Genomic DNA, 25,086 nt, shown 5'->3' on the forward strand with positions numbered 1-25,086 from the left:
CAAGCAAATTCTGATTATTTTACCTAACCTTGCGTTCAACTTAAATCAGTATCTTCTCATACCGCTATAAATAATTGCTTATGACAGGTCATAAATTATTTTATTTACCTTTTATTTCAACAAGTTATTTTGATAAAAAAATCCATAAAAAAAATTAAATTTATTTATACTGGATTATCAATATCGACAAAATAACACTGCAAATCAAACTTTTGCGCTAAATGTTCGCCCAAAGCTTTAATACCAACACGCTCAGTTGCATGATGTCCAGCCGCTAAATAATGTATACCGCACTCTTTAGCTAAGTGCGTGGTTTGCTCTGAAACCTCTCCACTAATATACACATCTGCTTGCCATTCAATTGCTTGGTCAATATAACCTTGAGCCCCACCACTGCACCAAGCAATGGTTTTAACAGATGATGGTCCCCCTGGTAAGTGCAAAACTTCTCTATTTAAACTGGTCGAAACCATCTTTTTAAAGTCATCAATAGAAACCGACTCTGAAAGCTGACCCAATTTTACCAGGCCTGGTATAGGGGTAATGTCTTGTAGGCTCCATAACTTACCTAAAAGAGCATTATTTCCTAGCTCTTCATGAGCATCTAAAGGCAAGTGGTAACCAAAAAGATTAATGTCATTAAGCAGTAAGCTTTTAATGCGTTTTTGTTTAAAACCCGTAATCACTTCTGGCTCACTTTTCCAGAAATAACCATGATGAACCAAAATTGCATCAGCATTTAACTTAATAGCTTCATCAATCAGGGCTTGGCATGCTGTCACGCCTGTGACAATCGTATTTATTTGCTCACAGCCTTCAATTTGCAATCCGTTAGGAGCATAATCTTTAAACTCAGCTACTTTTAGATAATCATTTAAATAGCTCTGTAACTCTGCACGTAACATACACTAGACTCCATTTTACTGATGTTGTCGCCCGATTCTTAAACCATAAAAAAGCCACCAGGCCTGGTAAAGGCAATGGTGGCTTAATTAGAACTTTTGGGATTGATTTAAAAGCTTAAATCTTAGTCCTGTACACGGTAACGAGCTGACATAGCGTGAGCTTGTAAACCTTCACCATCTGCCAAAATTCCAGCAACTTTACCTAAAACATTTGAGCCTTCAGGTGAGCACATAATTAAGCTCGAACGTTTTTGGAAATCGTATACACCTAATGGCGATGAGAAACGAGCGGTACGTGAAGTAGGCAACACATGGTTTGGCCCAGCACAATAGTCACCAAGAGCTTCAGCTGTATAACGTCCCATAAAGATGGCACCAGCATGACGAATTTTTGGTAACAAGGCTTTAGGATCATCAACCGATAACTCTAAGTGCTCAGGAGCAATGACGTTAATCATCTCAAGTGCTTGTTCTTCGTTATCAACTACAATAATCGCACCGCGGTCTTGTAATGCAGTACGAATAATTTTTTCACGCGGCATAGTTGGTAACAAACGATCCATGCTTTGGTAAACTTTTTCTGCAAAATCAGCATCTTGAGTAACTAGAATCGATTGTGCATCTTCATCATGCTCGGCCTGTGAAAACAAATCAACAGCAATCCAGTCAGGATCAGTTTTACCATCACAATACACTAAGATTTCAGATGGTCCAGCAATCATGTCTATACCAACCGTACCAAACACCATACGTTTAGCAGTTGCCACAAAAATATTACCAGGCCCTACAATTTTATCTACCGCAGGTACGGTTTCAGTTCCATAAGCTAAAGCAGCAACGGCTTGTGCTCCACCTAGAGTAAATACTGCATCTACATCACAAATAGCAGCCGCCGCTAACACCATATCGTTAACTTCACCATCAGGTGTAGGCACAACCATAATAAGCGTTTCAACACCTGCTACTTTTGCCGGAATGGCATTCATAATAACTGATGAAGGATAAGCCGCTTTTCCACCAGGCACATAAAGTCCAACACTATCTAAAGGAGTCACCTGCTGACCTAACATAGTGCCATCAGCTTCTTCATATGCCCAAGAATTTTGTACTTGCTTTTCATGATAGTCACGAACACGGTCAGCAGATAACTGTAAAGCTTCACGCTGTTCTGCCGGAATCCTTTCTAAAGCTGCATGTAAACGCTCTTTAGAAATTTCTAATTCAGCACCAGAATTTAAGGTTAAACGGTCAAAACGTGCCGTGTATTCTAAAAGAGCGGCATCACCCTTTGTACGAACATTATTAACCACTTCTTTAACGATATCGTTAACTGAATCATTAGAGACCGTTTCCCATGCTAGTAAACGATCTAATTCCTCTCTAAAACCTTCTGCATTAGCAGATAAACGACGAATATTAAGCATTTTCTTTCTCTATCACTGTTTTAAACTGTTGAATAATAGTATTGATTTGATCAAATTTAGTCTTATAAGCGTGCTGATTGACAATCAAACGCGAACTGATATCAGCTATATGTTCCATTGGCACTAAACCATTTGCTTTTAGCGTATTACCAGTATCAACCAAATCTACGATTCTGTCTGCCAAATCAATTAATGGAGCAATCTCCATTGAACCATAAAGCTTGATCAAATCTACCTGCTCGCCTTTTTCAGCGTAATAAGCCTGGGCTGATTTAAGATATTTTGTGGCAATTTTTAAACGGTGGCCATGAGGCTTTTCAATTTCTGGCCCAGCTACCATCAATTTACATTTGGCAATATGTAAATCTAAAAGCTCATACAAGTTATCACTTGGCGCTTCCATTAAAACATCTTTACCTGCCACACCAATATCTGCAGCACCATGTGCCACATAAGTTGGAGCATCGGTAGCACGTACAATCAGTAAACGTACGTTTTTTTGGTTGGTAGGTAAGATTAACTTACGGCTTTTACTTGGATCTTCTAAAGGCTCAATGCCTGCCGCTTCAAGAAGTGGCAAAGTATCTTTGTAAATACGACCCTTTGAAAGGGCTATGGTTAACTGGTTATTCATAACTCGGTAAACTTTTTATTCAATTTAAATAAGGTTATTGTAGAGTGAAAAATCATAACTTGTTTAGCTTAAGCAAATTCACTCTAGTAAATTTTGTATTATTGAGACCTTTGTACGAGCCATGGACAAAAAAATAAGGAAAAATTTTACTGTTTATGGTCTCGTGCAAAGGTCTCTATTGTTAGTTTTAGCAGTTTGTTTAGTTAGACAAACGGTAAATATGAGCACCCAATTTATGGAACTTCTCTTCAATTAATTCATAACCGCGATCGATATGATAAACACGATTTACAACCGTTTCGCCTTCAGCGACCAGGCCTGCTAAAATTAAACTTGCAGAAGCACGTAAATCTGTAGCCATAACTGGTGCACCATACAATTTTTCTACACCTTTAATATGGGCTGTATTGCCTTCTACACGAATATCGGCTCCCATACGTGCTAATTCAGACACATGCATAAAACGGTTTTCAAAAATCGTTTCTTCAATGGTCGATTCACCATCTGCCAAGGCATTCATGACTAAAAACTGAGCCTGCATATCTGTTGGAAACAAAGGATATGGATCAGTAACAATATTAACAGGCTGTAGTTTTCTATCACGCATATCTAACGTAATCGTATTAGCTGTTGTAGTAACTTCGGCACCCGCTTCTTTAAACTTTTCTAGCACAGCACCTAAATGACTTGGGTTTACTTTAGTCACCGTAATTTTGCTTTGCGTAACGGCCGCAGCGGCTAGATAAGTGCCTGCTTCAATTCGATCAGGAATCACTTCGTAATTTACGCCAAGAAGACGCTCAACGCCTTCAATGACTAAAGTATCGGTACCAATACCACTGATTTTTGCACCCATTTTTACTAAAAATGAAGCTAAATCTGTTACCTCAGGTTCACGAGCGGCGTTACGTAATGTGGTAACCCCTTCTGCCAATACGGCAGCCATCAATAAGTTTTCAGTACCCGTTACCGTAACAGGCTCCATATTGATATCCGCCCCTTTAAGACGACCATTAGACTTAGCAATAATATAACCTTGCTCAACCTGAATTTCAGCCCCCATCTTTTCCATACCACTAATGTGTATATTGACTGGACGAGAACCAATGGCACAGCCACCCGGTAGAGAAACTTTTGCTTCACCAAAACGACCCAACAATGGACCTAAAACCAATATAGAGGCACGCATTGTAGTGACAAGATCATAAGGAGCTTCTTTACTGGTTACGTTTGATGCGTCAATTTCTATGTTTAATTCTTCATCAAACATGATTTCAACACCCATCGAAGCCAATAACTGAATGGTGGTTGTCACATCCATTAAATGCGGAACATTTGACAGTTTTACAGGCGTTTCCGCTAATAAACAGCCCATTAAGATTGGGAGTGCGGCATTTTTAGCACCTGATATTTCTACACTGCCAGAGAGTTGACCCCGGTTTTCAATTACAAGTTTATCCATTCGATACTGCTTTTCTTTTGTCTACTTTGTATTTTAGATAAACCGTTTTGGTTTGACTAAAATGTTGTGTCTTGAGCTTTATACTCTTAGGGCGTTTTAGCTTTTATTGATAAAGCATGCAGTTCACCTGTCGCAAACTGATCTTTGAAAATATCATTCACCATACGATGGCGTTGAATAGGGCTTTTACCCTCAAAGGCATCACTAATCACCGTAATTGAAGAAGTACAATCTTCTCCGCTTAATTCAACAATTGCACCTGGAATCTCGGCTTCAATCATTGTTTTGATCTGTTCTGGAGACATATTTAAACTTTCTCTCAAATTTTTTATTGGCGTATTTTAACGCCTTTATTCAATAAAATCAGATTTATCGCAGAAACCAAAACCACAAAAAAGCTGGTTACTGCTAAACTCAAGTAAACAGATACATCTGACTGCTCAAAAAAACCATACCTAAAACCGTCAACCATATAAAAGAACGGATTAAAATGAGAGGCTTGCTGCCAAACATCAGGCAAGGCGTGAATAGAATAAAACACCCCACTCAAAAACGTCAACGGCATAATAATAAAGTTTTGGAAAGCGGCTAAATGGTCATATTTTTCAGAAATAATCCCAGCCATCATGCCCAATCCTCCCATCATTGCCGCACTTAAAATTGCAAAAACAATAATCCACAATGGCTGTAACCAAGTTAAGTCAAACCACATAATACCAACAACTAAGATACCAAGTCCTACCGCTAAACCACGCACAATAGATGCTGCCACAAAAGCTAAATAGAGTTCAAAAGGAGAAATGGGGCTTAACAACACAAAGGTAAGATTACCATGCATTTTTGACTGAATTAAACTCGACGATGTATTTGAAAACGCATTTTGCAATACCGCCATCATTACCAGGCCTGGTATTAAAAACTGACTATAAGACAGACCTGAATAAATCTCGATTTGCGAATCAATAACCTGACCAAAGACCAATAAATACAACAGCGTAGAAACCACTGGAGCAAAAACAGTTTGCACAACCACAGAATAAAAACGGCGAATCTCTTTAACAAAAAGAGCCCAAAAACCGGTAAAGTTAAAACTAAACATAGCCAACATCACTTAACTCCCTCTGCGGTTAAATCTAAAAACACCTCTTCTAAAGTGGCATCACGACTACTCACATCGGTAACATCTAATCCTTGTTTGTCAATCAACCCCAATACTTCTGTCATTGAACTCTCTTTATCTATTTGAAACACATAACCATTATGCTCTTGCTCAACTAAAAGCTTGGCTAAAGGGCCATGTAATTGATCTGCTATTTTAGAGACGTTTACTCGAAGATAACGATATGGATGTTTTGAAAGCAGTTTTTGAGTATTATCCAACGCTTTAATTTGCCCATTTTGCATAATGGCAACTTTATCGCATAAAGCCTCAGCTTCTTCTAAATAATGAGTGGTTAAAATAATGGTATGACCTTGATGATGAAGCTCTTTGGTAAAGTCCCAAAGAGTACGACGTAAATCAACATCCACCCCCGCTGTAGGCTCATCCAAAACCAATACTTTAGGCTTGTGCACCAATGCCATTGCAATTAATACACGACGTTTCATTCCGCCCGAGAGTTGACTTGTATTCGCATTGGCTTTATCGGCCAGGGCTAATCTTTCTAATAGCTCATTAATCCATTTTTTTTGTTGCGGACCTTTTACTCCAAAATAGCCAGACTGCAACTCAAGTAACTCTTTAATGGAAAAGAAAGGATCTGCAATCAACTCTTGTGGAACTAAACCCAATAGACGACGAGTTTGACGATAATCATGAATAACATCATAACCATGAACATTAATATGACCCGAGGTTGGTACCACCAAACCTGACATAGCATTAATTAAGGTTGATTTACCCGCTCCATTTGGCCCTAACAAACCAAAAAAAGCCCCTTCTTCAACATCAAACGAGACGCCTTTGAGAGCTTGTAAATCGGCATAATCCTTAACCACATTGTTAAATTGAACTGCCAATGTCATGCAAAATCCTTTTTCTTCAAAATGAAAATAGGGCCTCAAAAGCCCTATATAAAATAAACTCTAGATTGAATTCTAAACAATCCTTTCAATCAATATTTTTTAGATTTAATACCTGCCAAATAATTTAATCTATTGCTAATAGTGCGGCATTTACTCTTAATTCAAACACACAAAATTAAACTAAAGCGACTACATCCTCTAAATCATAAAGCTTAATTAGGGTTGTTAACTCTTCTGGTAATTTTATTACCTGTAACTTCTCGTCAAGATTTGCAGCCCACACTAACAATACAGCAAAAATAGCACTATCTGCCTTAATAACATGAGTAAAATCGACTTGTTTAACAGGCAACGCCAGCCAACTATTTTGTTTTAGCAACTCCGCTAAAAGGTCGATAGAAAGTTGCTCTGGTAAAACCAACTTAGATTCTGATTCATTCCAGCATTCAGCTAAGTTGTTATTATCTGTAGCCACGTTTATGCTTTTCCGTTAAATTCAGCGTTTTTGGTTTGCATCTCAGTAATCACTGCATCCAAACCTTTTTTAGAAATATCTGAATCATAGGCTTTGCGGTAACTCAGCAACATGCTAATCCCTTCCACAGAAATATCGTATAACATCCATTTTTTGGTGTGTTTATTTAGATAAAGACGATAAACCACATCAGAACGATTACCATCCGATTGCAAAACGCTCGATGCTACCGTTACTCGACCTGGCTTTTCTTCTTGAGCATTCTTAACATCAACCGAGTCAATATTTAACTTGAGTAAGCTCTGTGAATAAGAGCGAATCAATGTATTGGTGAAGGCATCTACAAACTCTGTTTGCTGTTTATCACTTGCAGTTCGCCAATGTTTTCCCATGACATAACGTGCCATCTTATCAGTGTCTATGTAAGGCAAAACATAAGCCATCGCAAACTCTTTGATTTTTGCAGGATCACTTTCCAAAGCTTCTCTGTTCGCGTTTAATTCTGAGATGACTTTATTAGATAAATCCAAGACCATTGTTTGTGGGTCATCTTGCTTAATAACAGAGTCATTTGCTGAGACAAAACTGCTAAACAGTAATGCAAACAACATAGCTAAGAATAGCTTTAGGCTTTTTGAATTTACTAAAGACGTATTATGTAAAGTTGCAGTACGCATCTTATTTATCTCCACTATCGCTAAACTTAACTAAAAACTGACTAATTAAGTTTTCTAACACTAAGGCCGATTGAGTTAATTCAATCTCACTGCCATTTTTTAGCACTTCTTCTTCACCGCCGATATCAATGCCAACATATTGATCACCCAAAAGGCCAGACGTTAAAATTGAGGCTGATGAATCCATTGGTAAATCATTATAAGTTTTGTCAATTTTCATGCTAACCCGTGCTTTAAATGATCGTGGGTCAACAGTTATATTAGTTACACGGCCAATTACCACGCCACTTATTTTTACTGGTGCTCTTACTTTTAAGCCACCAATATTGTCAAACAGTGCACTCACTTGATAGCTAGGCTTTTCTTTAAAAGAGCTAAAGTTACTCACTTGAAAAGCAATCATCACTAAGGCAAGAATGCTCATTAAAACAAACGCTCCTACCCAAATTTCAATTTTTGCCTGTCGTTTCATCTGTTTTCCTTAAATATGCGATTTATTTTGTGCGTGGTTAATTAAACAGCCATGCCTAATTAAACATTAACGTTGTTAGAATAAAGTCTAATCCAAGAACACCTAGTGAACTATGCACCACTGTTCTAGTTGTGGCATTACTCACGCCCTCAGAAGTTGGTATTGCATCAAAACCTTGAAAAAGGGCAATAATGGCAATCAAAACCGCAAATGCTACAGACTTAATAATGCCATTTATTACATCTTCATTCCAGTCAACGTGACTGTTCATCTGTGACCAAAAAGAACCTTCGTCTACACCCAACCAACCTACTGCAACTAAATAACCACCTATAATACCCAAGGCAGTAAATAACAAGGTCAACAGAGGTAACGCAATAATAGCCGCCATTAAACGAGGAGCATAAATGTATTTAAGAGGGTCAATTGCCATCATTTCTAATGCGGATATTTGTTCTGTTGAACGCATTAATCCAATTTCTGCAGTTAAAGCTGAACCAGCACGGCCGGCAAATAATAATGCCGCCACCACCGGACCTAACTCTCTTAATAAAGAGAGTGCAGTCATAGTACCAACAGCCTCTTCTGAGTTGTAATCAACAAGAACATTATACCCTTGCAAACTCAAAACCATTCCCACAAACAAACCCGCTGTGAGTATGATTGGTAAAGATAAAACACCCGCTTGATAAACTTGTTTTGATAATAAATCTATTCGCCATAATGAATAAGGTATTGCTGGAATCAAAGAGATTAAAAAGAAAGCTCCGCGACCAAACGAGCTCAATATTGACATGCTATTTTGTCCAAGCTTTTGTAAAAAGCCTAAACTCATCATTGATTGCTTATTCTGTTGTTGACTCATTTCTTTTTACACATTTTTAGCTTGTTTACTTGAAGGCATGTCATTCAAATACGAATCATCTGAATAGTGAAACGGTACAGGACCATCAGGTAATCCATTAATAAATTGATTTACATAACCGGTCTTCTCTTCTAACAATTCTTTTTTGGTTCCTTGAGCAATAATTTTACCTTCTGAGATGACACATACATAATCTGCAATCGATAAAACCTCATTTACATCATGAGAAACCACCACACTGGTTAAGTCTAAACTATCATTGAGTTTACGAATTAGTTCAACCAGCACACCCATCGTAATCGGATCTTGCCCTACAAACGGTTCGTCGTAAAAAATCATTTCTGGATCAAGAGCAATACCACGAGCTAATGCCACTCTTCTGGCCATACCACCTGACAGCTCGGAAGGCATTAAATCTTTTGCACCTCGTAAACCCACTGCTTGTAGTTTCATTAACACTAATGGATAAATCACCGACTCAGGCAGTTTTGTATGCTCTCTTAAAGGAAAAGCTACATTATCAAACACATTCAAATCGGTTAATAAAGCACCACTTTGAAACAGCATGCCCATCTTTCTTCTTAATTGATAGAGTTTTTTACGGGGTAATTTATGTACATTTTGCCCTTCAACCATAATCGTACCCGAATCAGGTTGTAGTTGACCCGCGATGAGCTTCAACAGAGTAGTTTTACCTGTTCCACTCGGTCCCATAATGGCCGTAACTTTACCTTTAGGAATGTTTAAAGAGATGTCATTAAAGATCACTCTCTCGCCGCGCGAAAAGGTTAGGTTTTTAATTTCAATTAATGTCTGATTCTGCATATCTGCTTTTGCATGTTTATTGCCCTAATGACAATTCCGTTACGGTTATTTAAATGCGTTTTGTTAATTTACCAGGCCTGGTATTTTATCGCATTTAGTTTGGCTGTAAATTATAAAGATAGAGAAAACTCTGTATCAGAGTCTATACTCATAAATTACTTGCTGTGACAATCTTATGACAAGACCTTAATTATGACTGAGTCATGTAGATAGTTTCATCTATTTAAATCATTATTTAATTCGTTATGTAAATCATTATTAAAACATGACAAAACTTTGAACATTTAAACGCTGAACTATAAATTTCAAGGTTTTATATCTAAGAACACCCTTTTTAAACAGCTAAATAGATTTTGTAATCCTACTAATAGCCCAGTAATTCACTAATTGTTTTGAGGTTGTATACCTGTTTCATACTAATTGGATTAGTCTTTATAAAAAGAGGTGCTCCCAATATTTTATCAGGCAAAGCCTTCACAAAACTTTGTAATAGAGCAGTTTGCTCTTTAGCGTCCTCTGTTAATTGGGGAACAACACCACAAACCGCACCTGAACAAACCACATCTCCAATCTGCCACTTCCAACCATTTATAAGTTGTGTTTTAGAAACCAAAGTAATAGGCAAACCTAGGCAGCTTTTATCTTCAACTGGCTTTTCAGTAAAAACAATGACACCAGCGGCTCGTTCTTTTAGTTCCCCTACGATGTTTTGCAGCTGCTTAAGCTTGACATCATCACACTCATTAAGCACCTCAAAATAGAAACTAAAATTTCCCTCTACCGCATCGTTGATTTCTTCAATTTGTTCCTCATTCCAAGTTAACCAATCTTCTTGCGGAACCATAACGGTTCTATAGCCGTTACTGTAATAATCCAGCATCCACTCTTCTGGCATACCATCAGGATAAAAATCGCCCTTCCAAGATTCATACTGCCAGCCAAATGTTCCAATTTGTAGATTATCCATTTACAACAAAACCTTCATTTCTAAATTAAAAAAGACATTTAATTATTTTATCTTGTTTATGGATTTTCTGAGTAACTAATGGGCTTTAAAATCTTAATACTTTTGCTTATTTTCCCTTAAAACGCCCAATCAAAATAAACCTCGAAAGGTTTTTGTTATAAAATCAAGCAACTAGAGAACCATAAACAAAGTTTATTTCCACAATGATTTTGGTTATAATCCCTCCTCAATTTTTTGACGAATACATAAAAAGGCAGATTGGTAATGTTTACAGCACTATTGCTTCCAAGTATCCTTCTCATTATTGGATTAGCATTCCTCGTTTGGAGTTCTGATATCTTTATAGAAGGTGCGGCAAGCACAGCAAAACACCATTCAATTTCGCCTCTAGTCATTGGGGTGGTTGTACTTGGTTTTGGTACTTCAATGCCTGAAGTGGTTGTAGCCGTTCTAGCGTCTTTAGACAACAGTCCTGGCCTAGCAATTGGTAATGCCGTTGGTTCAAACATAGCTAACATCGGTTTAGTTTTAGGGGTAACCGCCCTTTTAGTCCCTATCACGGTTAAATCTTCAATTATTAAAAGAGAACTCCCCATCCTTGTTGCTATATCAATTGGTGCCTACCTTTTGGTTCTTGATGGTCGTTTATCATTCGTAGATGGATCAATTCTTATCGTGGCACTTGTTTTCGTCATGACATGGATGATTAAAGCCAATAAAACCATCAGCAAAGATGATCCCATCGCCGCGGAAACTCAACATGAAATTGATGAGATACCAGATCTATCTAAAGAAAAAGCGTTGGTTTATCTATTTGGGGGTTTAGTCATATTAATGCTAAGTGCCAAAATGATGGTTTCGGGTGCTGAAAGCATTGCTCACTATTTTGAAGTACCTGATGTCATTATTGGTTTAACCATTATTGCCATTGGTACCAGTTTACCTGAACTAGCAGCGGCCATAGCCGCCGCTCGTAAAAATGAAGCTGATCTTATGATTGGTAATATTGTGGGCTCTAACTTATTTAACATACTTGCAGTATTCGCCGTGCCTGGGCTTTTAGCTCCGTCTATTTTAGACAGAGACATGTTGACCATAGACCTACCTATTATGCTTGGCTTTACATTCCTGATGTTATTGATGGCTCTACCAAGAAACGGTGTGGCTGTAATCAGCAAATCACGAGGCCTACTCCTAGTTGTTCTGTTTATTACCTACCTCGTTACGCTTTACTTCCGCTCCGCAGGTGTTTAAAGTATAAGCCAAACTTTCATCTCACTCTAAGAGACAGCTATCCTGCTCTTGGAGTTATACAAAAGGCTTATAATGAATATCCCTGAACATATCATCGCAAAAGCTCAAAAAATCAAACTTCTTATTTTAGATGTTGATGGTGTAATGACAGATAATCGCTTGTTCTATAGTGATGATGGTATTGAGTACAAATCATTTAACACACGTGATGGTCATGGCATGGTTCTTCTACAAAAGAGCCAAGTAGAAATTGGTATTATCACTGGGCGTAAATCCCAACTTGTTACCAATAGAATGAATGATTTAAAAGTTAAACACGTGTTTCAGGGTGTTCCTGATAAGCTACCAACTTTTTTAAAACTGGTTGACGACTTAAATCTTGAGTTGGATGAAATTGCCTACATTGGTGATGACATATTAGACTTGCCAATACTGATGCGTATAGGGCTAGCGGTTACACCTGCCGATGGCGATAATGAAGTCAAATCAAGAGTTCACTATATTTCGCAACATGGTGGTGGTCAAGGCTGCGTTAGAGAAGTCTGTGAAATCATTATGCGTTCTCAAAATACCTGGCAGCAGCATATGGACTTTTTCTTACGAGACCTAAACTAATTTTGGTTGGCGGTGTTGATTCATGAGTCTTGCACGAATACGCATCTTACTTTTTGCACTTGTTCTTGGTGCGATTGCCTTGTGGATTACTAATCAGCAACCTGCCACTTCAGACATCCTCTCTCAGCAAGCTAAAAAACCACTAAGCTATAGCTGGCAAGCTATTCAAACAACCGTTTGGAATCTCAATCCTGCGGAACCTGAAAAACAATCCATTATTCAAGCAAAAAGCATTCTCTATAAAGATTTTGAAAAAAAGAGCGAATACTTACAGCCTCGCGTTGAGCTTATGGATAAAAAAACCATCTCAACTTTACAAAGTGAATCAGGTGACAGCCAAGAAGACAACGTTTTAAACTTTAAAAATAACGTCGTTATTACTCAAAGAGCCAACACAACAGCAGATTCAATCTCACAAGCAAATAAAACAGATAACAAAACAGACAGCAAACCGCACAACACGTTCACTCTGACCACTGACTTTATAAGTTACAATTTACAAACAAATCAACTTTCAACAGATGCAAAAGTGACCATTAAACAATACAATGGCCAAACAACCGGAACAGGATTAAAAGCCAATTTAAAAACGACTGACTTAGAATTACTCTCCGATGTTAAAAGCACCTATTACCCGCAAAAAATGCAACCCAACGACATTCAAGCAAAAGAGCCATAGCCTATAATGAATAGCATGCAACATAACTTTTTACGCCTAATCACATTGACTCTACTTGGCTTAACAAGCTTGATGATTTCAAATCAAGCTATTTGCCAAACACAATCAAACCTGCCAGACGAGCAACAGCCAGTCAATATAAGTGCTGACAGCCTTATTGCTAGTGAAAAAACAGGTAAGAGCATATATAAAGGCAACGTTATTATTACCCAAGGCAGCTTAACTCTAAAAGGCGAAACCGTCGATATTTCCCATCCAAAGAATCAGCTTACAACAGTAATTGCCACAGGCAACCCCGCAACCTTTAAACGTTATAGCCAAGTTGACCAGGCGTGGTTAAAAGGTAGAGCTCAAAAAATCGAATACAACGCCCTTAATAAAACCGTACTTTTGGTGGGTGACGCATTGGTCGAACAACCTGGCAAACACGTAATTTCGGGGCCAAAACTGTTTTACAATATTGAACAGCAAACCTTAAAAGCACAAAGCAGTGACACTGAAAAGAAACGCATTTCCGTTACACTTAATCCTGCAACAGTAAAAGAAAAAGACAAACCGGCTAATAGCTCAACTCCATCTAAAAAGCAGGCTCCGTAAAAAATGGCTCATTTTTATGCTCGCAAACTAGCTAAAAGCTATAAAAAACGCCACGTAGTTACCTCGGTAGACATTGATGTTCACAGCGGTCAAGTAGTCGGGTTACTTGGGCCAAACGGTGCCGGTAAAACCACCACTTTTTACATGATGACAGGCCTGGTAAAAAATGACGATGGTCAAATATTTTTAGATGATAAAGAAATCTCAAATCTCGCAATTCACGAAAGAGCTAAACTTGGTATAGGTTACCTACCACAAGAAGCCTCCGTTTTTAGAAAACTGACCGTAACTGAAAACATTATGGCCATCTTAGAGATGCGTCCTGAGTTATCCACCGACCAACGAAATATCTTATTTGAAAACCTGATTGATGACTTACAAATTGGGCACATTCTTGAGCAACCAGGCCAAGCCCTTTCCGGCGGAGAACGCCGTAGGGTAGAAATAGCTAGAGCCTTGGCAATGGAACCCAGTTTTATTTTATTAGATGAACCCTTTGCTGGCGTTGACCCTATCTCAGTAAAAGACATACAAAACATCATTATTCATCTTAAAGATAAAGGCATTGGAGTGTTAATTACCGACCACAATGTGAGAGAAACTCTTGGTGTGTGTGATTATGCCTACATTCTGCATGCAGGGACTATATTAGCGGCAGGCACGCCTGTAGAAGTTTTAGCTCACAAAGAAGTAAAACGTGTCTATCTGGGTGAAGACTTTACCTAAGTTTTAGACAAGACGCCCCTTTGCAACCGAGTTTAAAAACTATAAAAAAAAATTTTTAAATGCCATCTATTTGTATCTATTCATTTTATTTACTTTCTTCAAAATTTCTTAATCATTACCTACTCCCATTTTAAAATCTTGATGTTATACTGAAATCGAGTTCAGGGAATTTTAGCTAAAGTTAACCTCTAAAATTCATTCACAGGCAATGAAATTACCCAGCCCAAACCTGAACAGAATCGCAATGACACAATATAAAGGAGCGATACTATGCAAATTAATATTACTGGCCACCACATCGATCTTACTGATGCTCTTCGTAATTATGTTTCAGAAAAAATGAGTAAACTTTCTAGACATTTTGACCATGTAACAAATACTCATGTAATCTTAACAGTAGAAAAACAGTCTCAAAAAGCTGAAGCCACTGTTCACTGTGCAGGTACAGATTTATTTGCCCAGCATGACACTGAAGATATGTATGCATCAATCGATGGCCTGATAGATAAGCTAGATCGTCAAATTGTGAAACACAAAGAAAAAATTAGCGACCATAATAGAAAGTCTGGCGGAGTAAAAAGCATGCCTGCTGAAGAAGCTTAATCTAGATTGCTAATTATATAAAACGCCCTAACGTCAGTTCAGGGCGTTTTTTTGTGCCTGAAAAAAGCATCTTTTAAACCCAAATTTTAAAAATCTACTGCTACAATATCTTTCATAGGTTCTTAAGTAAATTTCGTTTTGTATTCTCAAAATAAGCGAATAATCACAATCCGTTAATGCAACCTCAAATAAATAGATTCAATCATTTTTAGATTTTCTCATCAGCTGCAAGGAGATGGCTATGACACAAAACCATTCTGCCATTGATAAAGCCAAGCTAATCGACCAGCTACTTGCCGCCGTTGAATCTGAAAATCATGCTCAAATCAATGAGCTGTTTTCTCATTTAGTTGCCGAAGAAATTGCCGAAATCTTAGAATCGACGCCGATTAAAGAGCGTCTAATTTTATGGCAATCAATTGATAAAGATCGTCAGGGTGAAATCCTTACCCATACCAATGACGAAGTAACCGCTAACCTACTTGAATCATTAAAAACGCACGAAATTGTCAATATTACCGAAGATCTAGAAACCGATGATATTGCCGACATTGCCCAATCGTTAGACTCATCAGATCAACAAGCTCTACTTGCCTCATTAGGTGAAGAAAACCGTGCCGCTGTTGAAACAGCACTGACCTATGCCGAAAATACGGCTGGTGGTTTAATGAGTACCGATTTAATCACCATTCGTGCAGACGTTACTCTAGACGTAGTGTTACGTTATCTTCGTTCATTAGGAGCCTTACCAGAATCAACCGCAGAACTATTTGTTAGAGACCGTGAAAGTAAGTTTGTTGGTATTTTAAAACTAACCGTTTTACTGACGCATGATGAAGACACTCTAGTACAAGATGTTTTAGATTCTCGTATTCCAGGTATCAGAGCCTTAACTTCAGCCAAAGAAGTGGCACACATATTTGAAAAAAATGACCTTTTATCTGCTGCAGTTGTGAATGAAAACAACCAAATACTTGGCCGTGTAACCATTGATGACGTGGTTGATATTATTCGTGAAGAAGCCGAGCATGCTCAAATGGCAAGTGCCGGTCTTGATGAAGATGAAGATATTTTCGCACCTGCAAAACGTGCAGCTAAACGCCGTACATTTTGGCTAGGAATTAATTTACTTACCGCTATTTTTGCCTCTTTAGTAATCAACCTATTTGACTCCTCAATAGAAAAAGTCGTGGCCTTAGCTGTATTAATGCCAATTATTGCCAGCATGGGTGGTATTGCAGGTACTCAAACGGCCACCATTGTGATTAGGGCGTTAGCTACTGGTAAACTGGCTCGCAGCAACAGTCGCTCACTGTTAATTAAAGAAACGACTGTTGGTTTATTCAACGGCCTAATTTGGGCGGTATTAACTGGTATTGGGGTACTTTTTTGGTTTGACGATACAGAGTTAAGCTTGATTTTTGCTTTCGCAATGATGATTAATTTATTAGCCGCTGCATTTGCAGGAGCAATGATACCGATTATGTTGCAGCGCTTAAAAATTGATCCCGCTTTAGCTTCTGGACTCATGCTCACTACGGTTACCGACTCCTTAGGTTTCTTTGTTTTCCTTGGTCTGGCAACTATTGTTCTCCTTTAGTCTATTGCCTCTTAAGCTTATTGATTCCTTATTCATATCTAATTTATTTTCTTTTTTACCAGGCCTGGGTATATCCTGTGGATATCTATTTTATTTAAGCATAGACTAAATCAAACATAGCCAAACTACCCATATACACACAATGAAAATATACTTGCTTAACCATCGACCTACTTGAAAGTCTAAACAATATCCACTATAACTAACCTAATAATAAAACAAATTTACTAAAGTAGAGTCAGTGATATAAATGACCTTTTAAAGTCAATTATGGTTAAAAGCAGATTGAATTTGATCTATCTCAAAAGAGATACCATCAAAATAAAAAATTAAACGTCATTTTTAAATCTTCCTTTTTTTTTCCATATTTCATGTGTACTCTACAATTAACAATAACTAATCCCTCTATTGGAGATGGAATCATGAATAGAAAATTTATTGCCGCCATTGCAACAGCCTCACTTATTTCTATAACAGCAGGTTGTACCAATGATCCAAGCCGCCCTACTGAAGAGCGTGAACAAGAACGTAATGTTATTACTGGTATTGCTGCCGTTGCTGGGGCTTTAGCTGCTAATGCGATGGGAGTTGATAACAACTTAGGTAAAGTCGCGGTTGGGGCTTTAGCAGGTTATACAGCTCGGCAGGTTTATGGTGATGTAAAAGCGGGAACTGCTAATGATCCAAACACAGATGTTTCTGCAGTTAAAATTGGTGATCAAGAATACGTTCAGGTACAGGTTAAAGACGTTAACTTCCGTTCAGGCTCAGCACAATTAGAACCTTATGAATTAAGTCGTCTAAAACCTGTTTTAGATACAATGAGTCGTCACCCAAACACTAAGGTGTATGTTGAAGGTCACACCGATTCAGATGGTACCAAAGCGTACAACCAACAACTGTCTGAGAACCGTGCCAAGAATGTAGCCCTTTATTTAATAGATAACGGAATTGCATCTAGCCGAATCGTGACTTACGGCTATGGTGAAGAGCGTCCTATTGCAAGCAATCAAACAGCTGAAGGCAAACGTTTAAACCGTCGCGTGACATTCTTAATTAGCGAAATGTAATAGTTTTAATATTACCAGGCCTGCAAAATCATTATTTGCCAGGCCTGGTAATTTTGAAAACAAAAAATTACAGCATTAAAGATACCGCTAAAAATTTAGCCAATAAAAAAGCCAAGCAATTAACATTGCTTGGCTTTTTTGCTTTAAACTTAATGATAAAGAAATAACTAAATTTAAAAATTAGTGCTCACGAGTCGCAACAAATTGTAAGTTTGGCCAACGCTCTTCTGTTAATGCCAAGTTAACGCGAGTTGGTGCAATATAAACCAACTGATCAGCCGCATCATAAGCAACGTTTTCACGAACCTTAGAGGTAAACTTTTCAATCTCAGCTTTGTCGCCAATCACCCAACGCGCGGTATTTACGTTAACAGGTTCAAACATACAGGTTACGTTGTACTCATCTTTAAGACGTTGCGCTACTACCTCAAACTGAAGAATCCCTACCGCACCTAGAATTAAATCATTGTTATTTACAGGACGAAACAACTGAGTTGCCCCCTCTTCTGATAACTGCGTTAACCCCTTTTGCAATGCTTTCATTTTCATTGGATCTTTTAGCTGTGCACGACGGAAAAGCTCTGGTGCGAAGTTTGGAATCCCAGTAAATTTAAGCTCTTCGCCTTGGGTAAAGGTGTCACCAATTTTAATGGTTCCGTGGTTATGCAAACCAATGATATCACCTGGATAAGCTTCTTCTGCTTGGTCACGACGATTAGCTAAGAAAGTAATCGCTTTTGCGATTTTAACTTCTTTACCAATACGTACGTGTTTTAGCTTCATGCCTTTCTCATATTTACCAGAGACAATTCGCATAAAAGCTACACGGTCACGGTGAGCGGGGTCCATATTAGCTTGAATCTTAAAAATAAAACCAGTTAAGTTGGTTTCATCTGGCTTAACAGTACGCGTTTCAGTTTCACGACTCATCGGAGTAGGTGCATATTTAGCAAAGCCGTCTAGCAGTTCTTGCAAACCAAAGTTATTGACCGCTGAGCCAAAAAACACAGGAGTTAATTTACCTGCCAAGAAAGCATCCAAATCAAATTCGTGACTAGCCCCTTGAACCAACTCAATCTCTTCACGTAACTCTTCTGCTTGGTCACCAATTAACTCGTCTAGACGAGGATTATTAATACCTTCAATCAACTCACCAGCAGAGGCATTTTGACCATCTGCTACAGCAAATAGACGAATCGTGTCATTGTATAAATGATAAATCCCTTTAAAGCGTTTACCCATACCAATCGGCCAAGTCATTGGAGCACAATCGATTTTAAGCACGCTTTCAACTTCATCCATTAAATCAATTGGGTCACGGCCTTCGCGGTCTAACTTGTTGATAAACGTTAAAATTGGTGTAGTACGTAAACGACATACTTCCATTAACTTAATGGTTCTGTCCTCTACCCCTTTTGCCACATCAATAACCATTAAAGCCGAATCTACCGCTGTTAAAGTACGGTAAGTATCTTCAGAGAAGTCTTCGTGCCCTGGAGTATCCAATAGGTTAATCATCACATCTTTATATGGAAACTGCATCACCGATGAGGCAACCGAGATACCACGTTCTTGCTCCATTTTCATCCAGTCAGAAGTGGCTCCGCGATCGGTTTTTCGGCTTTTAACCGCACCAGCCATCTGAATGGCACCACCGTATAAAAGGAGCTTTTCAGTTACCGTGGTTTTACCGGCATCCGGGTGGGAGATAATCGCAAATGTGCGGCGTTTGCTGCTTTCAAGTTGTAATGACATAACTGTCCAAGTAATCTCGTTAAAATGTGGGGCGATTATACAAGCTGTGTGCTGTTAACGCAAAAAACCAAGTAGAGAGAGGTTGTAATTTTCAAGTGAAAAAACGTCCAAAATTAATTAGTTAAAAACTATCAACTTGTTCAATTTAATTGATTAGACAAATATCGACGATCGCATTATTCTAATATTGCTGGAATTAAATATTTTTTGTTCGCTTAAACGTTAAATTCCAGCCTGGTATAAAAGGTTTGCTTCATTTCCTGGTTACCAGCCCGATTTAGCTATTGAGGTGTATGTCACTTTTGTTATTGCTAGACATATATTATGGTAACTAAATCTTTAATCCGCTCACTCTCATTGGGCGGATTTCTCTTCCATTAGAGCTTTTTTCTACTTCTCTTATTTGTATTTTTCTCACTTGATCCAATCGCAATTAAAGCTTTTTCAGAAATCCATCAGCAAAATAAAAGCCATAAACTAAAAAGCCAGCATTACGCTGGCTTAAAAGAATAACCAGGCCTGGTAAATTAAAAAACCAGCCAGATTATTTTATTGAAAAGAACTAAAGTTCGTCTTCGTCTAATTTTTTACCTTGCTTAGCTAACTTAGCTTCACGCTTGGCTTCGGCTTCTAAAAAGGCACGTTGTAGCTCGGCTTCTTGAGCTTCACGATCAACGCCTTCAGATGGTGCTTTCATTAAGTCTTCTTTAGAAACACCTAACCATAATGCAATTGCACTGGCTACGTAAGTAGATGAAAAAGTACCTACAAAAATACCCACAATCAATGCCGCAGCAAAGCCGTGAATAATTTCTCCACCCAAGAAGAACAGAGCCAGCAATACGACCAAGGTAGTCATTGACGTCATAATGGTACGAGCTAACATTTGGTTAACCGCCGCATTAGTCACATCAACAGGGTCTGTATCTCGCATGGTTCTAAAGTTTTCACGTACACGGTCAAACACAACAATGGTATCGTTTAATGAATAACCTATAACCGCCAATATGGCAGCCAAAACGGTTAAATCAAACTGCATTTGAGTCCAAGCAAAGACCCCAACGGTGATAATAACATCGTGTACCAAAGCCAGTACTGAACCCACAGAAAAACGCCACTCAAAACGTAAAGCTACGTAAATCAAAATACCAAATAGAGCATAAAGTACCGCTAAAGCACCATCTTGGGTAAGCTCGTCACCCACCTGTGGGCCAACAAATTCAACACGACGTAAAGTAATATCATCTTCTCCAGAGGCTTTTAAAGCATCTAAAACTTGGTTACTTAACTGTGCTGAATTTAAGCCTTCACGAGGAGCAATTCGAATCAACACATCTTCTGCTGACCCAAAATGCTGAGCAACCGCTTCACCATAATTGGCTTTGGTTAAATCACTACGTAACTCTTTTAAATCAACTGGGCTTGGGTAGGAAAGTTCAATAATGGTTCCACCGGTAAAGTCGATACCAAAATTTAATCCTTTCATCCATAAACCAGCAAAAGAACCAATGATCATAAAAATAGAGAACGCCACAGCGATGCCGCGTTGCCCCATAAAGTTTATATTTGTTGTTTGCATTTCTTTACTCATATTACTCATGGGGTCACCTTAAATTGAGATCTTCTCAACACGCTTATTGCCATACAGCAGGTTAATAATCGCACGAGTTCCAAGAATCGCAGTGAACATTGAGGTGATAATCCCAATCGTTAGCGTAATTGCAAAGCCTTTAATTGGCCCTGTACCAAAGCTAAACAGTACAATCGCCGCCAATAAGGTGGTGATATTGGCATCCGCAATGGTTACAAAAGCTTTTTCATAACCCGCATAAATTGCCGATTGAATTGAGCTGGTTCGCATCTCTTCACGTATTCGCTCAAATATCAGCACGTTAGCATCTACCGCCATACCTACGGTTAATACAATCCCCGCAATACCTGGTAGCGTTAACGTGGCTTGCAACATAGAAAGCACAGCAACAATGATGATTAGGTTTAGTAATAAAGCCACATTGGCTACCATTCCAAAGACCTTATAACGCCAAGCCATAATGACCAGCACTAATAGGAAACCAACCACAACAGACATAAATCCTTGGTTGATATTATCTTGCCCTAAGCTTGGACCAACGGTACGTTCTTCAACAATCTCCATTGGAGCGGCCAAAGCCCCTGCACGTAATAGCAAAGCTAAATCTTGTGCTTCTTGTGGTGAATCTAAACCTGTAATTTGAAAACGATTAGCAAATTGCCCACGGATAACCGCAGCGTTTATAACATCTTTGGTAATTATGCGTTTTTTGACTTTTTGCCCGTTTTCTTCAACCGTTTCTACGCGGTTTTCGATATAGACTACAGCCATACGATTACCCACGTTTTGCTTGGTGGTTTCTAGCATTTTGCGACCACCTGCACCGTCTAAGGTAACGTTAACCATGGCTGAACCATGCTGAGAATCAATTCCTGACTGGGCGTTGATAACATTATCACCACTTACAATAATACGGCGTTGTAATAAGATAGGACGCCCATCACGGAAGTGATAAATAATTGAGCCATGAGGAGCATAACCCGTTTTTTCTGCACGGTAAGCGTCACCCTTTTCTTCTACCAAACGGAACTCTAAAGTAGCCGTTGCACCAAGAATCTCTTTAGCACGAGCGGTATCTTGAACACCAGGTAGCTCTACAACAATACGGCGTTCACCTTGTTGCTGAATAACTGGTTCGGCAACACCTAGTTCGTTAATACGGTTACGCAGAGTGGTAATGTTTTGTTGTAAAGCATACTTTTGGGTTTCAGCGATTGTCTTTTTAGATAAAGTCAAAACCGCTTTAGGAGCCGAAGTCGTGTCATCGCTGGTAATAGTAAAACGATTACCATATTGTTCATTTAATTTTGCCAGGCCTGCTTCTAAAGTAGGCTTGTCTTTAAATTGAATATCTAAAACCCCGTTTTCTACCTCAACTGAAAGATAACGAATTTTATCTTGACGTAATGATGCTTTAATCTCATCCACATAACGTAAGTAGGCTTTAGAGACTGCCGCCTCCATATCAACATCCATTAAGAAATGAACCCCACCACGTAAATCTAAACCAAGATACATTGGAGCGGCATGCAAATCTCTTAAAAACATAGGTGTTGCTGGTGCTAAGTTTAATGCCACTACCGCTTGACGCCCTAAGCTCTCTTTTAATAAAGACTTAGCTTTTAGCTGATCTTCGGTGTCGTTAAAACGAATTAGAAATGCCCCGTTTTCAAAAACCGATGACTTAACTTTTAGACCCGCTTTATCAAGTACATTGGCTACTTGGGTTTGAGTCTCTGAATCAAAAGTGACCGACTTGGCTGGAGAGATTTGAACAGCAGGATCATCGCCAAATAAGTTTGGCATGGCAAAGGTTATACCAATTACCGTGACCACAACTAACAATAGGTATTTCCATGTTGGATAACGGTTTGCTATGAGCTTTTGTTGAGTTTGAAACATAAGTTCGATTCCAATTTTCTGAAATTGTGTGAATCCTTTTTACCAAACAGTCTTTGGTAAAAAGAATTCAATGAGAGGTAAATGCACCTCTCCTAGAAGCACAAAAGGGGCATTAAAACCTTAACTGGTTCTAATTACCCCTTGAGGAAAGCAATTTACTTTGCTTTCCAATTAAACGCGATTTATTCGCCTTTAAGAGTACCTTTTGGTAGTAAACGTGAAATATTTTGACGTTCAACTTTTACAATAACGTTATCTGCAATTTCAACATCACAGAAGTTGTCATTCATTTCACGAATTTTTCCTGCAAGACCACCATAAGTCACGACTTCATCGCCTTTCTTGATAGCTTCTACCAAAGCTTTGTGCTCTTTTACTTTTTTCTGTTGTGGACGAATTAGTAAAAAGTAGAATACAACAAATAGAAGAACTAACGGGATAATACCTTCCCATCCACCGCCTTGTGCCGCTGCCGTACCTTCTGCCATTGCATCACTAATAAAAAAACTCATAGTTGTAACTCCTAATATCAAAAAAATTTAATCAAGGTATTTTGGCACAGCTAGAATAAAAAATCTAAGCTAAATACGCCTAAATATTGATTAAGTAACGATTATGTAACGATTGAATCAAGATTCAATATATTTGTCTTTGCCATATTAAGCCAATTAGTTATTAAATTGGTAATTTACCAGGCCTGGTATGCCCTGTGGCCAGCTATATTTTATGAGCACAGGGTATTTTTCTATTTATCTAATTTTGCACTCAGTTATTTACTATAAAACAGACTACTTCTAGCTTTAATCCACTTTAATTTACTTTAATCTACTTTAATCTAAAGGGGGTACTGGGTGCCCAATACCATCGTAGAATTCTTTAACATATTCTTCTAACCTATTTTCGGCAATAGCATCACGCATACTTTGCATAATATCTTGGTAATAGTGCAAATTATGGATGGTATTTAAACGTGCCCCTTGGATCTCTCTACATTTATCTAAATGATGCAAATAAGATAAGGTGTAGTTTTGACAGGTATAACAACTGCACTCTTTATCAATAGGGTCTAAGCTCACCTTATGTTTTGCATTACGTAGCTTAACCACGCCTTGTCTTGAAAACAAAAAGCCATTACGTGCATTACGAGTAGGCATAACGCAGTCAAACATATCAATACCACGGCGAACAGCTTCAACCAAATCTTCTGGCTTACCTACCCCCATTAAATAACGAGGTTTGTCTTTTGGCATATGAGGTTCAGTAAAATCAAGGGTTGCCATCATTTCATCTTTTGGCTCACCTACTGACAAACCGCCAATGGCATAACCATCAAAACCAATCTCTTTTAAACCTTCAATGGATTGAATTCTCAAATCCTCATACATGCCGCCTTGCACAATTCCAAATAAGGCAGATGGACTATCGCCATGAGCATCTTTTGAACGTTTGGCCCAACGCATGGATAGCTCCATCGATTCACGTGCGGTTTTATGATCTGCTGGGTATGGCGTACACTCATCAAATATCATCACAATATCCGATCCTAACTTACGCTGAATTTCCATAGACTCTTCTGGTCCCAAAAAGATTTTGGCACCATTTACAGGGCTATTAAAAGTAACGCCTTCTTCTTTAATCTTGCGCATCTTTCCTAGGCTAAAAACCTGAAAGCCACCCGAATCAGTCAAAATTGGACCATCCCAATGGGTAAAATCATGCAAATCACCGTGTAGTTCAATAATGTCTGTTCCTGGGCGTAATGCTAAATGAAACGTGTTACCTAAAATGATTTGAGCACCGGTCTCTTTCACTTCTTCAGGCGTCATACCTTTTACAGAACCATAAGTACCTACTGGCATAAATGCAGGTGTTTCAACCACACCGCGTTTAAACTTTAAACGCCCTCTGCGTGCTCGACCATCGGTATTATCTAATTCAAATTCCATTATTGTTCCTATTTGAT

26 protein-coding genes are annotated in these 25,086 nt (G+C 38.5%); 8 read left to right on the forward strand and 18 right to left on the reverse strand.

Features of this window, described 5'->3' with window-relative positions:
* Positions 1–164: 164 nt before the first annotated feature.
* The 13 genes from ACORJQ_RS11340 to ACORJQ_RS11400 all read right to left on the reverse strand — a co-directional run bounded on the left by ACORJQ_RS11340 (position 165) and on the right by ACORJQ_RS11400 (position 10,731).
* Positions 165–905, reverse strand: coding sequence for a Nif3-like dinuclear metal center hexameric protein (locus ACORJQ_RS11340; RefSeq protein ID WP_321324622.1), 741 nt, complete (start codon positions 903–905; stop codon positions 165–167).
* Positions 906–1,027: 122 nt separating this feature from the next.
* Positions 1,028–2,329: a histidinol dehydrogenase gene (hisD, locus tag ACORJQ_RS11345; protein ID WP_321324624.1), complete on the reverse strand. Its 1,302-nt coding sequence runs from the start codon at positions 2,327–2,329 to the stop codon at positions 1,028–1,030.
* Positions 2,322–2,963: an ATP phosphoribosyltransferase gene (hisG, locus tag ACORJQ_RS11350; protein WP_321324626.1), complete on the reverse strand. Its 642-nt coding sequence runs from the start codon at positions 2,961–2,963 to the stop codon at positions 2,322–2,324. Before hisG ends, hisD begins: the two co-directional genes overlap by 8 nt.
* 199 nt (positions 2,964–3,162) lie before the next feature.
* Positions 3,163–4,425, reverse strand: coding sequence for a UDP-N-acetylglucosamine 1-carboxyvinyltransferase (gene murA / locus ACORJQ_RS11355; protein ID WP_321324627.1), 1,263 nt, complete (start codon positions 4,423–4,425; stop codon positions 3,163–3,165).
* An 86-nt stretch (positions 4,426–4,511) separates the two neighbouring features.
* Complete coding sequence (locus ACORJQ_RS11360; protein WP_321324629.1) at positions 4,512–4,730, reverse strand: BolA family protein; 219 nt, start codon at positions 4,728–4,730, stop codon at positions 4,512–4,514.
* A 23-nt stretch (positions 4,731–4,753) separates the two neighbouring features.
* Positions 4,754–5,533 (reverse strand): ABC transporter permease, encoded by a 780-nt coding sequence (locus ACORJQ_RS11365; RefSeq protein WP_321324631.1) that lies wholly within the window; start codon positions 5,531–5,533, stop codon positions 4,754–4,756.
* Positions 5,533–6,450 carry an ABC transporter ATP-binding protein gene (locus ACORJQ_RS11370; protein ID WP_321324633.1) on the reverse strand — a complete coding sequence of 306 codons (918 nt, stop codon included), beginning with the start codon at positions 6,448–6,450 and terminating at the stop codon, positions 5,533–5,535. Before ACORJQ_RS11370 ends, ACORJQ_RS11365 begins: the two co-directional genes overlap by 1 nt.
* A 175-nt stretch (positions 6,451–6,625) precedes the next feature.
* Entirely contained in the window at positions 6,626–6,925 is a 300-nt protein-coding gene (locus ACORJQ_RS11375; protein WP_321324634.1) for an STAS domain-containing protein, read from the reverse strand.
* 2 nt (positions 6,926–6,927) lie between these two features.
* Positions 6,928–7,602 (reverse strand): MlaC/ttg2D family ABC transporter substrate-binding protein, encoded by a 675-nt coding sequence (locus ACORJQ_RS11380; protein ID WP_321324636.1) that lies wholly within the window; start codon positions 7,600–7,602, stop codon positions 6,928–6,930.
* A gap of 1 nt (position 7,603) precedes the next feature.
* Positions 7,604–8,074, reverse strand: coding sequence for an outer membrane lipid asymmetry maintenance protein MlaD (mlaD, locus tag ACORJQ_RS11385; protein ID WP_321324638.1), 471 nt, complete (start codon positions 8,072–8,074; stop codon positions 7,604–7,606).
* 55 nt (positions 8,075–8,129) lie between these two features.
* On the reverse strand, positions 8,130–8,939 hold the full coding sequence (mlaE, locus tag ACORJQ_RS11390; protein WP_321324640.1) for a lipid asymmetry maintenance ABC transporter permease subunit MlaE: 810 nt from the start codon (positions 8,937–8,939) through the stop codon (positions 8,130–8,132).
* 6 nt (positions 8,940–8,945) lie between these two features.
* Positions 8,946–9,764: an ABC transporter ATP-binding protein gene (locus tag ACORJQ_RS11395; RefSeq protein WP_321324642.1), complete on the reverse strand. Its 819-nt coding sequence runs from the start codon at positions 9,762–9,764 to the stop codon at positions 8,946–8,948.
* Between the two features lie 364 nt (positions 9,765–10,128).
* Positions 10,129–10,731, reverse strand: coding sequence for a DUF72 domain-containing protein (locus ACORJQ_RS11400; RefSeq protein WP_321324644.1), 603 nt, complete (start codon positions 10,729–10,731; stop codon positions 10,129–10,131).
* Between the two features lie 264 nt (positions 10,732–10,995).
* Between ACORJQ_RS11400 and ACORJQ_RS11405 the strand changes: the two genes are divergently transcribed.
* The 8 genes from ACORJQ_RS11405 (at position 10,996) to ACORJQ_RS11440 (ending at position 17,875) form a co-directional block, all read left to right on the forward strand.
* Positions 10,996–11,985: a calcium/sodium antiporter gene (locus tag ACORJQ_RS11405; RefSeq protein ID WP_321324647.1), complete on the forward strand. Its 990-nt coding sequence runs from the start codon at positions 10,996–10,998 to the stop codon at positions 11,983–11,985.
* A 72-nt stretch (positions 11,986–12,057) separates the two neighbouring features.
* Complete coding sequence (locus ACORJQ_RS11410; RefSeq protein ID WP_321324649.1) at positions 12,058–12,600, forward strand: KdsC family phosphatase; 543 nt, start codon at positions 12,058–12,060, stop codon at positions 12,598–12,600.
* A 22-nt stretch (positions 12,601–12,622) separates the two neighbouring features.
* The gene (gene lptC / locus ACORJQ_RS11415; protein WP_321324650.1) at positions 12,623–13,279 is read left to right on the forward strand and encodes an LPS export ABC transporter periplasmic protein LptC; all 657 of its coding nucleotides are present in this window, start codon (positions 12,623–12,625) and stop codon (positions 13,277–13,279) included.
* Between the two features lie 6 nt (positions 13,280–13,285).
* Complete coding sequence (gene lptA, locus ACORJQ_RS11420) at positions 13,286–13,876, forward strand: lipopolysaccharide transport periplasmic protein LptA (protein ID WP_321324652.1); 591 nt, start codon at positions 13,286–13,288, stop codon at positions 13,874–13,876.
* A gap of 3 nt (positions 13,877–13,879) precedes the next feature.
* Positions 13,880–14,602 carry an LPS export ABC transporter ATP-binding protein gene (lptB, locus tag ACORJQ_RS11425; RefSeq protein WP_321324653.1) on the forward strand — a complete coding sequence of 241 codons (723 nt, stop codon included), beginning with the start codon at positions 13,880–13,882 and terminating at the stop codon, positions 14,600–14,602.
* A 270-nt stretch (positions 14,603–14,872) separates the two neighbouring features.
* Entirely contained in the window at positions 14,873–15,205 is a 333-nt protein-coding gene (gene hpf / locus ACORJQ_RS11430; protein WP_321324655.1) for a ribosome hibernation-promoting factor, HPF/YfiA family, read from the forward strand.
* A gap of 241 nt (positions 15,206–15,446) precedes the next feature.
* Positions 15,447–16,805, forward strand: coding sequence for a magnesium transporter (gene mgtE, locus ACORJQ_RS11435; protein ID WP_321324656.1), 1,359 nt, complete (start codon positions 15,447–15,449; stop codon positions 16,803–16,805).
* Between the two features lie 422 nt (positions 16,806–17,227).
* A complete protein-coding gene (locus tag ACORJQ_RS11440) occupies positions 17,228–17,875 on the forward strand; it encodes an OmpA family protein (protein ID WP_321324658.1) in 648 nt (215 codons plus the stop codon).
* Positions 17,876–18,055: 180 nt separating this feature from the next.
* On the opposite strand, the gene ACORJQ_RS11445 is transcribed toward ACORJQ_RS11440, so the two are convergent.
* The 5 genes from ACORJQ_RS11445 to tgt all read right to left on the reverse strand — a co-directional run bounded on the left by ACORJQ_RS11445 (position 18,056) and on the right by tgt (position 25,069).
* Positions 18,056–19,630, reverse strand: coding sequence for a peptide chain release factor 3 (locus tag ACORJQ_RS11445; RefSeq protein WP_321324660.1), 1,575 nt, complete (start codon positions 19,628–19,630; stop codon positions 18,056–18,058).
* Between the two features lie 562 nt (positions 19,631–20,192).
* Entirely contained in the window at positions 20,193–21,221 is a 1,029-nt protein-coding gene (gene secF, locus ACORJQ_RS11450) for a protein translocase subunit SecF (RefSeq protein ID WP_321326885.1), read from the reverse strand.
* An 18-nt stretch (positions 21,222–21,239) separates the two neighbouring features.
* The gene (gene secD / locus ACORJQ_RS11455) at positions 21,240–23,123 is read right to left on the reverse strand and encodes a protein translocase subunit SecD (RefSeq protein WP_321324662.1); all 1,884 of its coding nucleotides are present in this window, start codon (positions 23,121–23,123) and stop codon (positions 21,240–21,242) included.
* Positions 23,124–23,305: 182 nt separating this feature from the next.
* On the reverse strand, positions 23,306–23,635 hold the full coding sequence (yajC, locus tag ACORJQ_RS11460) for a preprotein translocase subunit YajC (RefSeq protein WP_321324663.1): 330 nt from the start codon (positions 23,633–23,635) through the stop codon (positions 23,306–23,308).
* 318 nt (positions 23,636–23,953) lie between these two features.
* On the reverse strand, positions 23,954–25,069 hold the full coding sequence (gene tgt, locus ACORJQ_RS11465; RefSeq protein WP_321324664.1) for a tRNA guanosine(34) transglycosylase Tgt: 1,116 nt from the start codon (positions 25,067–25,069) through the stop codon (positions 23,954–23,956).
* Positions 25,070–25,086: the final 17 nt, after the last annotated feature.

Origin of the sequence: Thiomicrorhabdus sp. (assembly GCF_963662555.1) — a bacterium.
In the GTDB taxonomy this organism is placed as follows: domain Bacteria; phylum Pseudomonadota; class Gammaproteobacteria; order Thiomicrospirales; family Thiomicrospiraceae; genus Thiomicrorhabdus.

Coding starts and splice junctions, on each gene's coding strand:
- ACORJQ_RS11340 (WP_321324622.1), bottom strand. CDS start 905: ATGTTACGTGCAGAGTTACAGAGCTATTTAAATGATTATCTAAAAGTA.
- hisD (WP_321324624.1), bottom strand. CDS start 2,329: ATGCTTAATATTCGTCGTTTATCTGCTAATGCAGAAGGTTTTAGAGAG.
- hisG (WP_321324626.1), bottom strand. CDS start 2,963: ATGAATAACCAGTTAACCATAGCCCTTTCAAAGGGTCGTATTTACAAA.
- murA (WP_321324627.1), bottom strand. CDS start 4,425: ATGGATAAACTTGTAATTGAAAACCGGGGTCAACTCTCTGGCAGTGTA.
- ACORJQ_RS11360 (WP_321324629.1), bottom strand. CDS start 4,730: ATGTCTCCAGAACAGATCAAAACAATGATTGAAGCCGAGATTCCAGGT.
- ACORJQ_RS11365 (WP_321324631.1), bottom strand. CDS start 5,533: ATGTTGGCTATGTTTAGTTTTAACTTTACCGGTTTTTGGGCTCTTTTT.
- ACORJQ_RS11370 (WP_321324633.1), bottom strand. CDS start 6,450: ATGACATTGGCAGTTCAATTTAACAATGTGGTTAAGGATTATGCCGAT.
- ACORJQ_RS11380 (WP_321324636.1), bottom strand. CDS start 7,602: ATGCGTACTGCAACTTTACATAATACGTCTTTAGTAAATTCAAAAAGC.
- mlaD (WP_321324638.1), bottom strand. CDS start 8,074: ATGAAACGACAGGCAAAAATTGAAATTTGGGTAGGAGCGTTTGTTTTA.
- mlaE (WP_321324640.1), bottom strand. CDS start 8,939: ATGAGTCAACAACAGAATAAGCAATCAATGATGAGTTTAGGCTTTTTA.
- ACORJQ_RS11395 (WP_321324642.1), bottom strand. CDS start 9,764: ATGCAGAATCAGACATTAATTGAAATTAAAAACCTAACCTTTTCGCGC.
- ACORJQ_RS11400 (WP_321324644.1), bottom strand. CDS start 10,731: ATGGATAATCTACAAATTGGAACATTTGGCTGGCAGTATGAATCTTGG.
- ACORJQ_RS11405 (WP_321324647.1), top strand. CDS start 10,996: ATGTTTACAGCACTATTGCTTCCAAGTATCCTTCTCATTATTGGATTA.
- ACORJQ_RS11410 (WP_321324649.1), top strand. CDS start 12,058: ATGAATATCCCTGAACATATCATCGCAAAAGCTCAAAAAATCAAACTT.
- lptC (WP_321324650.1), top strand. CDS start 12,623: ATGAGTCTTGCACGAATACGCATCTTACTTTTTGCACTTGTTCTTGGT.
- lptA (WP_321324652.1), top strand. CDS start 13,286: ATGAATAGCATGCAACATAACTTTTTACGCCTAATCACATTGACTCTA.
- lptB (WP_321324653.1), top strand. CDS start 13,880: ATGGCTCATTTTTATGCTCGCAAACTAGCTAAAAGCTATAAAAAACGC.
- hpf (WP_321324655.1), top strand. CDS start 14,873: ATGCAAATTAATATTACTGGCCACCACATCGATCTTACTGATGCTCTT.
- mgtE (WP_321324656.1), top strand. CDS start 15,447: ATGACACAAAACCATTCTGCCATTGATAAAGCCAAGCTAATCGACCAG.
- ACORJQ_RS11440 (WP_321324658.1), top strand. CDS start 17,228: ATGAATAGAAAATTTATTGCCGCCATTGCAACAGCCTCACTTATTTCT.
- ACORJQ_RS11445 (WP_321324660.1), bottom strand. CDS start 19,630: ATGTCATTACAACTTGAAAGCAGCAAACGCCGCACATTTGCGATTATC.
- secF (WP_321326885.1), bottom strand. CDS start 21,221: ATGAGTAAAGAAATGCAAACAACAAATATAAACTTTATGGGGCAACGC.
- secD (WP_321324662.1), bottom strand. CDS start 23,123: ATGTTTCAAACTCAACAAAAGCTCATAGCAAACCGTTATCCAACATGG.
- yajC (WP_321324663.1), bottom strand. CDS start 23,635: ATGAGTTTTTTTATTAGTGATGCAATGGCAGAAGGTACGGCAGCGGCA.
- tgt (WP_321324664.1), bottom strand. CDS start 25,069: ATGGAATTTGAATTAGATAATACCGATGGTCGAGCACGCAGAGGGCGT.